A 13,328-nucleotide genomic window follows, 5' to 3' on the forward strand; every position below is an offset into this window, starting at 1 on the left:
GAGTTGTGTCAGGTGTGGACGCGTACCCAAATGCTCACCAACACCGTTGCGGCCATCAACCACGCTACCGCTGCTACGGCTAGAGAGGCCTCCAAACGCATCCGATCCACCACCACATACAACGTCGCCAAATACACAAAATACGGAATGATCGACCACATGCCGAACAGGATCGTAGTCTTCAAATCGTCCACCGAGCGGCCCTTGCCGACGATGTAATGCGCGATCAACGCAAAGGTCGGAAACAGCGGTACCAACCCTGCAATGTAATAGTTCTTGGTCTTGGCCAGCGCCGCCAGGATCAGCACCACTGCCGCGCCCAGGGCGGCTTTCAAGAATAGATCCATCAGTGGCTCAACCCATACTTTTTAACTTTATCGAACAAGGTGGTCTTGGCCATCCCCAATTCCTGGCTGGCCTGGGTCAGGTTGCCGCCACTGCGTTGCAAGGCATCGTTGAGCAGGTTGCGTTCGAAGGCCTCCACCGCCTCAGTAAAGGCCAGGCCGTGGTTGCCGCTGCCGGCGCCGCTTTTCTTGAAGGCGGGCAGGCCCAGGGCGAAGCGTTCGGCGACGTTGCGCAGTTCGCGCACGTTGCCGGGCCAGTCGTGGCTCATCAGGTTCGACAGGGTCTGGTTGTCCAACTCCGGCACGGTACGGTCGAAGCGCAGGGAAGACTGCTGCAGGAAGTGTTCGAACAGCTGCAGGATGTCTTCGCGGCGTTCGCGCAAAGGTGGCAGTTCAAGGGTGACCACGTTGAGGCGGTAGTACAGGTCGCTGCGGAACTGACTGGCGCGGCTCAATTCGTCGAGGTCGGACTTGGTGGCGGCGATCACCCGGCAATCCACCGCCACGCTCTGGTTAGAACCCAGGCGCTCCAGGGTGCGTTCCTGCAACACCCGCAGCAGTTTGATCTGCAGGTTGATCGGCATGCTTTCCACTTCATCGAGGAACAGCGTGCCTTCGTGGGCGTGTTCGATCTTGCCGATACGACGCTTGCCGGCGCCGGTAAAGGCGTTGGCTTCGTGGCCGAAAATCTCGCTTTCGAAGAGGTTCTCCGGCAAGCCGCCGCAGTTCAACGCGACGAACTGGTGCGAATGGCGCCGGCTGAAATCGTGCAGGCAGCGCGCGACCAATTCCTTGCCGGTGCCGGTCTCGCCTTCGATCAGCACGTTGGCCGAGGTGTCGGCGACGTTGGCGATCAGCTCGCGCAGGTTCTGCATGGCGGGCGAGCGGCCAATGATGCGGCCCTCAAGGGAGTCGCGCTCGGCCAGTTGACGGCGCAACGACCAGACTTCCCGCGCCAGCCCGCGCTGCTCCAGGGCGCGGCGGGCGACGTCCACCAGGCGTTCGGGGGAGAAGGGCTTTTCCATGAAATCGTAGGCGCCGTTGCGCATGGCGCCGACCGCCATGGAGATATCGCCATGCCCGGTAATCAGCACCACCGGCAGGCTTTTATCCAGGGCCTTGAGGCGGGTGAGCAGCTCCAGGCCGTCAATGCCCGGCAAGCGGATGTCGCTGATCACAATGCCCGCGAAGTTCTCGCCGATGTGCTTCAAGGCTTCTTCGGCACTGCCCACGCCGACGCTGTGGATGTCTTCCAGCGCCAGGGCTTGCTGGCAGCCGAGCAGTACATGGGGGTCGTCTTCGACGATCAGTACGGTGAGGTCGTCTTTAGGGGCTGTAGCGTCTGTATTCATGTCGACTCAGCTTTTTGAGCACCCGCCAGCGGCAGGCTCAGGACAAAGGCCGTTCCACCACTGGCCGGATGTTCCACGGCAAGGTTGCCGCCAGTGGCCGCCGCGAGGCTGGCGGAAAGCGTCAGGCCCAAGCCCAGGCCTTGCTCGCCGGGTTTGGTGGTGAAGAACGGTTCGAACAAATGTTTGCGCGCCTCGGCGTCGATGCCGTGGCCGTTGTCGCGCACGTGCAGGCGATATTTGCCCTCGCTGCTGCTCCCGTCCAGCCACAGCTCGGGGGCAGGTTGGGCCTGCATGGCGTCGAGGGCATTGCCGATCAGGTTGACCAGGATCTGCTCCAGGCGCGTCTGGTCGATTTGCAGTTGGGCGGGGGCAAAGTCACGGTGCACGCTCAGCGACAGACCGTCCAGGCGCGCGCCGAGTACCTGGAACGCGGCGTCCACGGCTTTGACGAGGCTGGCTTCACCCTGGTCGTCACCGCGCCGGGCAAACGAGCGCAAGCTGGCGGTGATGCGGCCCATGCGGTCGATCAGTTCGTTAATGGTCTTGAGGTTGGCGCTGGCGGTGTCCAGGGCGCCGCGCTCGAGGAAACGCACGGTGTTACCGGACAAGGTGCGCAAGGCGGCCAGGGGCTGGTTCAATTCGTGGGCGATGCTGGTGGACATCTGTCCGATGGCCGCCAGTTTGCCGGCCTGCACCAGTTCATCCTGGGCGCGGCGCAGGGTTTCTTCGGCCTGGCGGCGTTCGCGGATCTGGCCCTTGAGCCGTTCGTTGCTGGCGCGCAGGTCGGCGGTGCGTTCGGCAATCCGACGCTCCAGCTGGCTGTTGGCTTCCTGCAGGGCTTCGCGCGCGGCGAGGCGGGTGGCGATGACTTTGCGCCGCTCGTTCCAGGCAATCAGCAGGAACGCCACCAGGCCAAAGGCCACGGCCACCAGAATGCCCTGGTTGATCGCGGCTTGGCGCAGGTCGTTGAGCGGGGTGAGCAGGGTGAAATTCCACGGCGTGTCGTTGAGCGGCCGCGTTTGGGCAAGGTAGCTGACTTCGCGCTCATCATTCACCACTTCGCTATTGGCCGGGAAGGTCAGTTTCTCGGCGCCTTCGTTCAAGCGCTCGCGGGCCAAGGGCTCCAGCTCGTTCAGCGTCGCCCAGTAATATTGCAAGCTGTGGGCCAGGCGCTCCTTGGTGTCATCGCTCAGCGGGCGCACGGCCTTGAGGCGGCGGGCCGGGTCGCTGGAAAGGATGATGATGCCGTTCTCGTCGCTCACGAAGGCCTCGAGTCGCGCGCGTTGCCAGCGTTCCTCCAGGGCTTCGAGGCGCACTTTGACCACGGCGACGCCGATGATTTTGCCGTGTTCTTCCAGGCCGTGGGCCAGGTAGTAGCCGGGTTCGCCGTTGGTGCTGCCGATGCCATAGAACCGCCCGGGCTGGCCACGCACCGCGTTCTGGAAGTAGGCACGAAAGGACAGGTCTTCCCCCTGGTAACTGTCGGCATCGCGCCAGTTACTGGTGGCCAGCACGCGGCCGGTGGTGTCCATCACGTAGATGGCCCGACTGCGACTGCGTCGGTTCAGGCCTTCGAGGTAGTCGTTGACGGTCTTGCGGGTTTCCTGGGTTGGGTCGGCCAGCAGTTTGGAGACGCTGGACTCCAGCTCCAGAAGGCTGGGCAGGTAGGTGTATTTGCTCAGCTCGCTTTCGACAGTGCGGGCATGCAGCTCCAGCTGGCGTTCGCCTGTATCGCTGAGGGTGCGGATGCCGTAGTACTCACTGATCCAGAAGCCGATATAACCCAGGCCGATCATCAGGGCGATGATCAACGGCGGCAGGAACAGTTGGCGAATCAAACGTGGTTTCACAGCAAGTGATGGCGGTGCGGCGCGAAATTGGTGGGGGTCGCATTTCATCACAGATGCCTTGGGTCAACCAGCGCTGTCAGCCCTGCTGTAAACCCACTTGTGTGGGCACTGGCTTATGTGGGAGCCGGGCTTGCCCGCGATGCAGGCGCCTCGGTGTCACAGTTGCACCGAGGCGATGCCATCGCAGGCAAGCCAGCTCCCACATAAGCCAGTGCCTGCACTAGCCGGGTTCTCAAAGGGAGAACAATGCTGTTTTAGTGCTGCAGGATTTTCTCAAGGAAGTGCTGCGCGCGTTCGGAGCGGGCGCTGATGTCGCCGAAGAATTCTTCTTTCGGGCAGTCTTCGATGATCTTGCCGGCGTCCATGAAGATCACGCGGTCGGCCACTTTGCGGGCGAAGCCCATTTCGTGGGTCACGCACATCATGGTCATGCCTTCGTGGGCCAGTTGCACCATTACGTCCAGTACTTCGTTGACCATTTCCGGGTCGAGGGCTGAGGTCGGTTCGTCGAACAGCATGACGATCGGGTCCATGGCCAAGGCGCGGGCAATGGCCACACGTTGTTGCTGGCCGCCAGAAAGCTGGCCCGGGTGCTTGTGGGCGTGCGCCGACAGGCCCACGCGCTCAAGCAGTTGCAGGCCCTTCTTGGTGGCTTCTTCCTTGCTGCGGCCAAGCACCTTGATCTGCGCGATGGTCAGGTTTTCGGTGATGGTCAGGTGCGGGAACAGCTCGAAGTGCTGGAACACCATGCCCACGCGTGAACGCAGTTTCGGCAGGTTGGTCTTCGGGTCGGCGATGGAGGTGCCGTCGACCACGATGTCGCCCTTCTGGAACGGCTCCAGCGCGTTGACGCACTTGATCAGGGTGGACTTGCCCGAGCCGGACGGCCCGCACACCACGATCACTTCGCCTTTTTTGACATCAGTGCTGCAATCGGTCAGCACCTGGAAGTCGCCATACCACTTGTTGATGTTCTTGATAGAGATCATACGGCAAACCTTTTTTGCAGACGCTTGACCAGCAGCGAGGCGGAAAAGCTGATGATGAAGTAGACGACACCGGCAAAGATCAGGAACTCATTGGAGCGGCCGATGATATCGCCGTTCGAGCGGGCGGAGTTGAGGAAGTCCACCAGGCCCACGGTGTAGACCAGCGAGGTGTCCTGGAACAGGATGATCGACTGTTGCAGCAGCAACGGGGTCATCTTGCGGAACGCCTGGGGCAGGATGATCAGGCGCATGGTCTGGCCATAGCTCATGCCCATCGCCTGTGCCGCCGCCATCTGGCCCTTGGGGATCGACTGCACGCCGGCCCGCACGATTTCGCAGAAGTACGCGGCTTCGAACATCATGAAGGCCACGACGCAGGAGGTGAACGCACCGATCGGGGTGTCTTCGCCGGTGATCCAGCGCAGCACGAACGGCACCGCCAGGTAGAACCAGGTGATCACCAGCAGCAGCGGGATCGAGCGGAAGTAGTTCACATAAGCGCCGGCCACGCGGGACAGCAGTTTGCTGGACGACAGGCGCATCAGCGCCAGGATCGTACCCAGGATGATACCGCCGACCACGCCCATGACCATCAACTGCAAGGTCATGACCATGCCGTTCCACAGGCCGGGGATGGCGGGGATGATGCCGCTGAAATCGAAGTCCATTATTTACCCCCCACGGAGATCAGGCCGGGCACCGCGACTTTCTTCTCGACCATGCGCATCAGCAGCATCAGGCTCATGTTCAGGGTGAAGTAGATCAGCGTGGCCAGGGTGAAGGCCTCAAACAGGTTGGCCGAGAACTCGGCGGTCTGCTTGGTTTGTGCCAGCAGTTCCATCAGGCCGATCAAGGACGCCACGGAGGAGTTCTTGAAGACGTTGAGGAATTCCGAAGTGAGTGGCGGAATGATGATCCGGTAGGCCTGGGGCAGCAGCACGTTCCAGTAGATCTGCGGCAGCTTGAAACCCATGGCACGTGCAGCTGATTCCTGGCCACGCGGAAGCGCCTGGATACCGGTACGTACTTGCTCACACACCCGGGCGGCGGTGAACAGGCCCAGGCACACGACGACGCTCAGGTAAGCCGAAGTAGTCGGGTTGAGGTCTTGTTTGTACCAGTCTTGCAGGTTCTGCGGCAGCAGGTCGGGTATCAGGAAATACCAGATGAACAGCTGAACCAGCAGCGGCACGTTACGGAACAGTTCCACATAGCAGGTCGCAATGCCCGCTACGAGACGGTTCGGCACGGTGCGCATGACGCCCAGAATGGACCCCAGCAGCAAGGCGATAATCCATGCCACGACAGCGATGGCGATGGTCCAGCCCAAGCCGGCGATGTACCAGTCGAGATAAGTCTCGCTGCCCACGCCAGTGGACTTGAAGAACACGCTCCAGTCCCAGTTGTAATTCATTAGGGTCTCCCCCGAAATCGATCGATGTACAAGCACCCGCTTGGGGAAGATCCTTTCCCGCCCGACGGTGAACGCCAGGCACACACGATCGGCTCGAAAACCGCCAGGTCGAGTGTTCCAATGTATTGCCAGCAGGTAGTAACAGACGCCTGAGGGAGGGTTGGCTCCCTCAGGACATAAGCTTAGTCAGGTATCAGATTTTTACTTCCGGAGCCGGTTTGTCGCTCGGAGTAGCGATCAAAGCCTTAACCTTTTCGCTCATCGGGAAGTTCAGGTTCAGGCCTTTGGGTGGGATCGGGCTCTCGAACCACTTGCTGTAGATCTTGTTGATTTCGCCGGATTTGTACAGGGCGACAATGGCGTCATCGACAGCCTTCTTGAAGGCTGGGTCGTCTTTACGCACCATGCAAGCATAGGCTTCAAAGGACTGTGGAGTACCAGTAATGACCCAGTCACCCGGCTTCTTGGCCTTGGCTTCTTCACCGGCCAGCAGGGCGTCGTCCATCATGAAGGCAACGGCACGGCCGCTTTCCAGCATCTGGAAGGATTCGCCGTGGTCTTTGGCGGAGATGACGTTCATGCCCATCTGCTTGTCGGCGTTCATCGACTTGAGGATGCGCTCGGACGTGGTGCCAGCGGTGGTCACGACGTTCTTGCCTTTCAAGTCAGCGAAGTCGGCGTAGCTCGGCTTGCCATCCTTGTCTTTCTTGACCAGCAGACGGGTGCCGATTTCGAAAATGTTGACGGTGAAATCAACTTGTTGGGCGCGTTCGGCGTTGTTGGTGGTGGAGCCGCACTCGAGGTCCGCGGTGCCGTTCTGGATCAGCGGAATACGGGTTTGCGAAGTCACCAGGTTGTACTTGGCCTTCAGGTCGGGTTTGTTCAGGTCTTTTTTCAGTTGCTCGACGACCGCCAACTGAATGTCGTGGGAGTAGCCCACTGGTTTGCCCGAACCATCCGCGATGTAGGAAAACGGAATGGAGCTGTCGCGGTGAGCGAGAGTGATGGTGCCGGAGTCGTTGATCTTTTTCAGCGTGCCGGTGAGTTCGGCGGCGAAAACTGGAGTGCTGATCAGAGCAGCAGCGATAGCTGCGCCCAGAATATGGGGAACGATGCGCATCAATACTTCCTCGACATTTGTTTTTTTTATGAAGCCGGCTAAACGGCTCTCTTGTACAGCGAATGCCCGTAACGGCTCCTGAGGCGTCTCAGGCAATCGTCCAAGAGTGTAGAGCATGAGTCGTGCCAGACCGGTACTAAAAGCTTAAAGCTATGATTTTTAAGAAAATTAACTTTATATGTCAGAAAAAACCGTATCTCCGGGTCCGGCAAACCGAATAGGGCTGGCTGTCGCGTTCGGAAAACCGAATGCAAAACAAAGCCCCTGGACCTCACGGTGCAGGGGCTTTTGTTGTTATTGGCAGTCAGGCCGCTTCAATCTTGCTGCGGTTCTGCTCGACCTTGGACAGATAACGCTGCACGTTCTCCTGTTCTTGCGCAGTGGTGAACAGGCCCAGCTTGGTACGACGCCACAGTATGTCTTGAGGCTGGGTCACCCACTCTTCAGCACACAGGTAATCGACTTCTCGGGTATACAGGCCGCCACCCAGGTGCTCGCCCAGGTCAGCGATCGATTGCACGCCTTCCAGCAAGCGCCATGTGCGGCTGCCATAAGTGGTTGACCAACGGCGGGCGATTTCACTCGGTACCCAGTCGAATTTGTTGCGAATGGCCTCGGCCAAGGCTTCTGGCGTGGTCATGTCCTCGCCGCCGGGCAGGCTGGCCCTGGCGGTCCAGCTCGGGCGCATCTGGGTGAAATACGGCGCCAGTTGCGCCATCGCCGATTCGGCGAGCTTGCGATAGGTGGTCAGCTTGCCGCCAAACACCGACAGGATCGGTGCCTCACCCGTGCCGCCGGACAGCGCCAGCGTGTAGTCGCGGGTAATGGCCGACGGGTTGTCCGACTCGTCGTTGCACAGCGGGCGCACGCCAGAGTAGGTATGAACGATGTCGTCGCGGCTCAGTTGCTTCTTGAAGTGTGCGTTGACCACTTGGAGCATGTAGTCGGTTTCACCTTCGGTGATCGCAACTGCAGCCGGGTCGCCCGTGTATTCGCGGTCGGTGGTGCCGATGATGGTCAGGTGGTTCAGGTACGGAATGGTGAAAACGATGCGTTGGTCTTCGTTCTGCAGGATGTGCGCGTGGGCACCTTCGTAGAGTTTCGGCACGATCAGGTGGCTGCCCTGGATCAAACGGATGCCGTAGGGCGAATCCAGTTTCAAGTCATCCTTGATGAACTTGGCCACCCATGGGCCAGCGGCGTTCACCAGTGCGCGGGCACGGATCGAGAACAGGCTGCCATCGGCGCGTTCCATGTTCATTTCCCACAGGCCCTTGCTGCGATGGGCGCTGACGCAACGGGTCTGGGTGTGGATGTGCGCACCTTTTTCGCGGGCGGCCATGGCGTTCAGGACGACAAGGCGGGCGTCATCGACCCAGCAATCGGAGTACTCGAAGCCTTTGGTGATTTCGCTTTTCAGTGGGCTGTCCGGGCCGAACTTGAGGCTTTTAGAGCCGGCGAGCTTTTCGCGCTTGCCAAGATTGTCGTACAGGAACAGGCCGGCGCGGATCATCCATGCTGGACGCAGGTGCGGGCGGTGCGGCAACACGAAACGCATCTGCTTGACGATGTGCGGGGCCTTGGCCAGCAGCACTTCGCGTTCGGCCAACGCTTCGCGCACCAGGCGGAACTCGTAATGTTCAAGGTAGCGCAGGCCACCGTGGATCAGCTTGCTGCTAGCGGAAGAGGTGTGGCTGGCCAGGTCATCCTTTTCACAAAGGAAAACCGACAAACCGCGACCGGCTGCGTCTGCTGCAATGCCGACGCCATTGATTCCGCCGCCGATAACGGCAACGTCATAGACTTCGGCAAGCGGTGGAGCAGGCAAGGTAGAAGGATTCATCGGCTGGCCTCGCGATCTTTTTCGTATTGGAATTCGAACATTAATGTTCATTTGCGAAAATAGTAGCGGATAAACGCGCGCACAGCCACCTGACTTCGATTGAAAAAACTCATCGAAGGGCGGGTAAAGGAAAATTTGTGAACATCAATGGGAGGGCGGAGCTACTTATGTAGTGAGCGGGCTTGCCCCGCGCAGGGTGGCGAAGCCGCCCTGAACCCAGGCGCCGCAGTCGATCAGATGCACCGCGGTGGCCATATTGGGGCGGCTTCGCCACCCAGCGCGGGGCAAGCCCGCTCACTACAGGTCACACTACTTCCAATCTGACCTTATGCTCATTCAACAATTGCACCAGCGCCGGCACCGGCTGTTGGTCGGTCACCAGACAATCCACCAGGCTGATCGGCCCCAGGCGAATCATGGCGTTGCGCCCGAATTTGCTGGAGTCGGCCGCCAGGATGACCTTGCGCGCATTGGCGATAATCGCCTGGGAAACCCGCACTTCCTGGTAGTCAAAGTCGAGCAAGCTCCCATCTTCATCGATACCGCTGATACCCACCAAGGCAAAGTCGACCTTGAACTGGTTGATGAAGTCGACACTCGCCTGGCCCACCACGCCGCCGTCACGGCGCACATTACCGCCCGTCAACAACACGTCGAAGTCGTCCTTGGCGCTGAGCATGGTGGCGACGTTGAGGTTGTTGGTGATGATTTTCAGGTGGTTGTGGTTGAGCAGCGCACGGGCGATGGATTCGGTGGTGGTGCCGATATTGATGAACAGCGACGCGTGATCGGGGATTTGCGCCGCGATGGCTTCGCCGATGCGCTGTTTCTCGTCGCGCATCTGGTCGGCACGCATGGCGTACGCGGTGTTTTCGACACTGGAATCATAGGCCGCGCCGCCGTGGTAGCGGCGCAGCAGATTGGCGTCCGCCAGCTGGTTGATATCGCGGCGGATGGTTTGCGGGGTGACAACGAATAGCTGCGCCATTTCCTCGATGCTGACATAGCCGCGTTCGCGGACCAGTTCGAGGATTTGTTGCTGGCGGGGAGGCAGATTCATGGGGCGTCCTTTGGGCTGCCATACAAAAGTGGCCCATGATGACGCAGGAATCCGCTCCCTGCCAGTTACAACCCTATATGGATCCGGCGCTTGGCTTATTCAGCGCCTTCGTGCGGTTCCCAGTCGCGGGTACGGCTTACCGCTTTTTGCCAGCCGGCGTAGAGCTTCTCCTTGGCGACTTCGTCCAACTGCGGTTCGAATTCGCGTTCGATCACCGCCTTGCCGCGCAATTCATCCAGGCTGCCCCAGAAGCCGCAGGCCAGGCCTGCCAGGTACGCGGCGCCCAATGCAGTGGTCTCGCGCATTTGCGGGCGCTCGACCTGGGTGCCGAGGATATCGGCCTGGAACTGCATCAGGAAGTTGTTGGCCACCGCGCCGCCGTCCACACGCAGGGCTTTGAGGCGTTCGCCGGAGTCCTGTTGCATGGCGTCGAGCACGTCGCGGGTCTGGTAGGCAATCGACTCCAGGGCCGCACGAATGATGTGATCCACGCGTACGCCGCGGGTCAGGCCAAACAGGGCGCCGCGGGCATACGGGTCCCAGTACGGCGCGCCCAGGCCGGTGAACGCCGGGACCAGGTACACGCCGTTGCTGTCCTTGACCTTGCTGGCGAAGTATTCGGTGTCGGTGGCGTCGGCGATGATCTTGAGCTCGTCACGCAGCCATTGCACGGTGGAGCCGCCGTTGAATACGGCACCTTCCAGGGCGTAGGCCACTTCGCCACGCGGGCCGCAGGCGATGGTGGTAAGCATGCCGTGCTTGGATTTCACCGCTTTGTCGCCGGTGTTCATCAGCAGGAAGCAGCCGGTGCCGTAGGTGTTCTTGGCCTGGCCTGCTTCAACGCACATTTGGCCGAACAGTGCAGCCTGCTGGTCGCCGGCGATACCGCCGATAGCGATGCCGCTTTTGGTGCGGCCGTAGATTTCCGACGACGACTTCACTTCCGGCAGCATTTCGCGCGGCACGTCGAGGATCTCCAGCATCTTCGCATCCCACTCAAGGGTGTGGATGTTGAAAAGCATGGTGCGCGAGGCGTTGGTGTAGTCGGTGACGTGGGTCTTGCCGCCGGTAAATTTCCAGATCAGCCAGCTGTCGATGGTGCCGAACAGCAGCTCGCCGTTGCGCGCACGCTCGCGGCTGCCTTCGACATTGTCGAGGATCCACTTGAGCTTCGTGCCGGAGAAGTACGGGTCGGTGACCAGGCCGGTGGCGTCATTAATGTATTGCTCGTGGCCGTCGCGCTTGAGTTGCTGGCAAATCTCGGTGCTGCGGCGGCATTGCCAGACGATGGCGTTGTAGATCGGGCGACCGGTGATTTTGTCCCACACCACGGTGGTTTCACGCTGGTTGGTGATGCCGATGGCGGCGACCTGATCATGGTGCAGGCCGGCCTGGGCCAGGGCCTCGACCATCACCGCGCTCTGGGTGGCGAAGATTTCCATCGGGTCATGCTCGACCCAGCCCGGCTGTGGGTAGTGCTGGGTGAATTCACGCTGGGCGGTGCAGACCACGTTGGCGTCACGATCAAAGATGATCGCGCGGGAGCTGGTGGTGCCCTGGTCAAGGGCGATGATGTAGTTCTTATTCTGAATATCGGTCATGTCGAATGCCTTGGAAAATAAGAAAGTCGGTAGTCAGCCGGGCCGCAAAAGGGCAGGAGCGGCCAGGCTGGCGTGATCAGGAAATACGGGTTTTGCCGTTGACAGCCGTGTCAGGTGTTTCTTCAGCTATAGCAGGTGCGGTGCTTGGCAGGTGACGGGCAATCAGCCCGCGATACGCTGCAGCACCGAGGCATGCGCCAACAATCGGCGCGAAAATCGGTACCAGGAAGTAAGGAATATCGCGGCCACCGGTAAAGGCCATTTCACCCCAGCCGGCGAAAAAGGTCATCAGCTTGGGCCCAAAATCCCGCGCCGGGTTCATCGCGAAGCCTGTCAGCGGGCCCATGGCACTGCCGATCACCGCAATCAGCAGGCCGATCAGCAGCGGGGCCAGCGGGCCGCGTGGCAGGCCGTTGTTGTCATCGGTGAGGGCCATGATCACGCCCATCAGGATCGCGGTGATGACCATTTCCACCAGGAAGGCCTGGGCGGTGCTCAGCAGCGCATGGGGGTAGGTGGAAAACACCGACGCCAGTTCCAGGCTGGCTTGCGTGCCGCGGACCATATGGTGGGTTTGTTCGTAATCGAAAAACAGGTTGCTGTAGAGGGTGTACACCAACGCGGCCGAGCAGAAGGCACCGGCGATCTGGGCGAGGATATAGAAGGGCAGTTTACGTTTGTCGAAGTCGGCGAAAATGCACAGTGCAATACTGACGGCGGGGTTCAGGTGCGCCCCGGAAATGCCGGCGCTCAGGTAGATCGCCATGCTGACGCCCACCCCCCAGATGATACTGATCTCCCACAAGCCAAAGCTGGCACCCGCGACCTTGAGCGCAGCGACACATCCCGTACCGAAGAAGATCAGAAGCGCAGTCCCCAGGAACTCGGCCATACATTGGCTCGAAAGTGAAGGCTGTTGAAGAGCAGTTGTCATGGAAAACCTCAGTTGTTGTTCTTGTCTAGCGCACAACCTCAACGGGTTATTGCGCGATTTTCACCGTGGCAAGGATCCCCATCCCGGACACGGCTTACTGCTTGAATGCTGCGGACTATTCCTACAGCATTCGGAAACGAAAAAATATAGACAAGAATGACCGCTGTCAAAGGTCGAAAGTGAACTATCAGTCACTTTCAAACTATTGGTCTGGTGAATGATCACGCTTGTCATCTTGCGTGTGTACCTTAAGAGCGGGCGTACTAGAGCGTTTTGCGTGGGCTTGGCCTAGAATCGGCCATCTGTTTGCCATGCCCGGAGACACCATGACGCCTGCATTGGATTTGTTGAAAAAAGTTCGCGCCGAACATCGTATCCACAGTTACGAACATGACCCCAAGGCGGCTTCGTATGGCCTGGAGGCCGCGGAGAAGTTGGGCCTCGATCCGGCGCAGGTGTTCAAGACCTTGCTGGCGAGCAGTGAGAAAGGCGAATTGTTGGTGGCGGTGGTGCCGGTCGTCGGAAGTCTCGACCTGAAGGGGCTGGCGCACGCTGCCGGGGTGAAAAAAGTCGAAATGGCCGACCCGGCAGCGGCGCAGCGCTCTACGGGTTACTTGCTAGGCGGCATCAGCCCGCTGGGGCAGAAGAAGCGGTTGCGCACGTTTATCGATGTGACGGCGCAGCCGTTCGCGACGATTTTTGTAAGTGCGGGGCGGAGGGGGTTGGAAGTGGAGTTGTCGGCGGCGGTGCTGGCTGAGCATACCCAGGCCAAATTCGCGCCGATTGGCCGGGCCTGAATCTACTATGGAAGGTTGTGGATA

12 protein-coding genes are annotated in these 13,328 nt (G+C 60.1%); 1 reads left to right on the forward strand and 11 read right to left on the reverse strand.

The genetic code is table 11. The features are described from left to right. Positions 1-8: 8 nt before the first annotated feature. The 11 genes from JBO08_RS02250 to JBO08_RS02300 form a co-directional block, all read right to left on the reverse strand. Entirely contained in the window at positions 9-347 is a 339-nt protein-coding gene (locus JBO08_RS02250) for a GlpM family protein (RefSeq protein WP_049709767.1), read from the reverse strand. Further along, positions 347-1,696, reverse strand: coding sequence for a sigma-54 dependent transcriptional regulator (locus JBO08_RS02255; RefSeq protein WP_065872528.1), 1,350 nt, complete (start codon positions 1,694-1,696; stop codon positions 347-349). Before JBO08_RS02255 ends, JBO08_RS02250 begins: the two co-directional genes overlap by 1 nt. Further along, on the reverse strand, positions 1,693-3,594 hold the full coding sequence (locus tag JBO08_RS02260; protein ID WP_065880102.1) for a sensor histidine kinase: 1,902 nt from the start codon (positions 3,592-3,594) through the stop codon (positions 1,693-1,695). Before JBO08_RS02260 ends, JBO08_RS02255 begins: the two co-directional genes overlap by 4 nt. Before the next feature lie 206 nt (positions 3,595-3,800). Further along, the gene (locus tag JBO08_RS02265; protein ID WP_049709764.1) at positions 3,801-4,535 is read right to left on the reverse strand and encodes an amino acid ABC transporter ATP-binding protein; all 735 of its coding nucleotides are present in this window, start codon (positions 4,533-4,535) and stop codon (positions 3,801-3,803) included. Beyond that, complete coding sequence (locus JBO08_RS02270) at positions 4,532-5,203, reverse strand: amino acid ABC transporter permease (protein ID WP_065872526.1); 672 nt, start codon at positions 5,201-5,203, stop codon at positions 4,532-4,534. Before JBO08_RS02270 ends, JBO08_RS02265 begins: the two co-directional genes overlap by 4 nt. Beyond that, positions 5,203-5,949, reverse strand: coding sequence for an amino acid ABC transporter permease (locus JBO08_RS02275; RefSeq protein ID WP_065872525.1), 747 nt, complete (start codon positions 5,947-5,949; stop codon positions 5,203-5,205). The genes JBO08_RS02270 and JBO08_RS02275 overlap by 1 nt, the downstream gene beginning before the upstream one ends. 193 nt (positions 5,950-6,142) lie before the next feature. After that, positions 6,143-7,069 (reverse strand): glutamate/aspartate ABC transporter substrate-binding protein, encoded by a 927-nt coding sequence (locus tag JBO08_RS02280; protein WP_049709761.1) that lies wholly within the window; start codon positions 7,067-7,069, stop codon positions 6,143-6,145. Positions 7,070-7,373: 304 nt separating this feature from the next. Beyond that, the gene (gene glpD, locus JBO08_RS02285) at positions 7,374-8,912 is read right to left on the reverse strand and encodes a glycerol-3-phosphate dehydrogenase (protein WP_065872524.1); all 1,539 of its coding nucleotides are present in this window, start codon (positions 8,910-8,912) and stop codon (positions 7,374-7,376) included. Between the two features lie 304 nt (positions 8,913-9,216). Then, complete coding sequence (locus tag JBO08_RS02290) at positions 9,217-9,972, reverse strand: DeoR/GlpR family transcriptional regulator (protein ID WP_049709759.1); 756 nt, start codon at positions 9,970-9,972, stop codon at positions 9,217-9,219. Positions 9,973-10,067: 95 nt separating this feature from the next. Further along, on the reverse strand, positions 10,068-11,573 hold the full coding sequence (glpK, locus tag JBO08_RS02295) for a glycerol kinase GlpK (protein ID WP_065872523.1): 1,506 nt from the start codon (positions 11,571-11,573) through the stop codon (positions 10,068-10,070). A gap of 76 nt (positions 11,574-11,649) precedes the next feature. Next, positions 11,650-12,507 carry an MIP/aquaporin family protein gene (locus JBO08_RS02300; protein WP_065880101.1) on the reverse strand — a complete coding sequence of 286 codons (858 nt, stop codon included), beginning with the start codon at positions 12,505-12,507 and terminating at the stop codon, positions 11,650-11,652. A gap of 326 nt (positions 12,508-12,833) precedes the next feature. Between JBO08_RS02300 and ybaK the strand changes: the two genes are divergently transcribed. Next, complete coding sequence (ybaK, locus tag JBO08_RS02305) at positions 12,834-13,304, forward strand: Cys-tRNA(Pro) deacylase (RefSeq protein WP_065872522.1); 471 nt, start codon at positions 12,834-12,836, stop codon at positions 13,302-13,304. Positions 13,305-13,328 lie beyond the last annotated feature (24 nt).

This window comes from Pseudomonas sp. LAP_36, assembly GCF_019456785.1.
Lineage (GTDB): Bacteria > Pseudomonadota > Gammaproteobacteria > Pseudomonadales > Pseudomonadaceae > Aquipseudomonas > Aquipseudomonas tritici.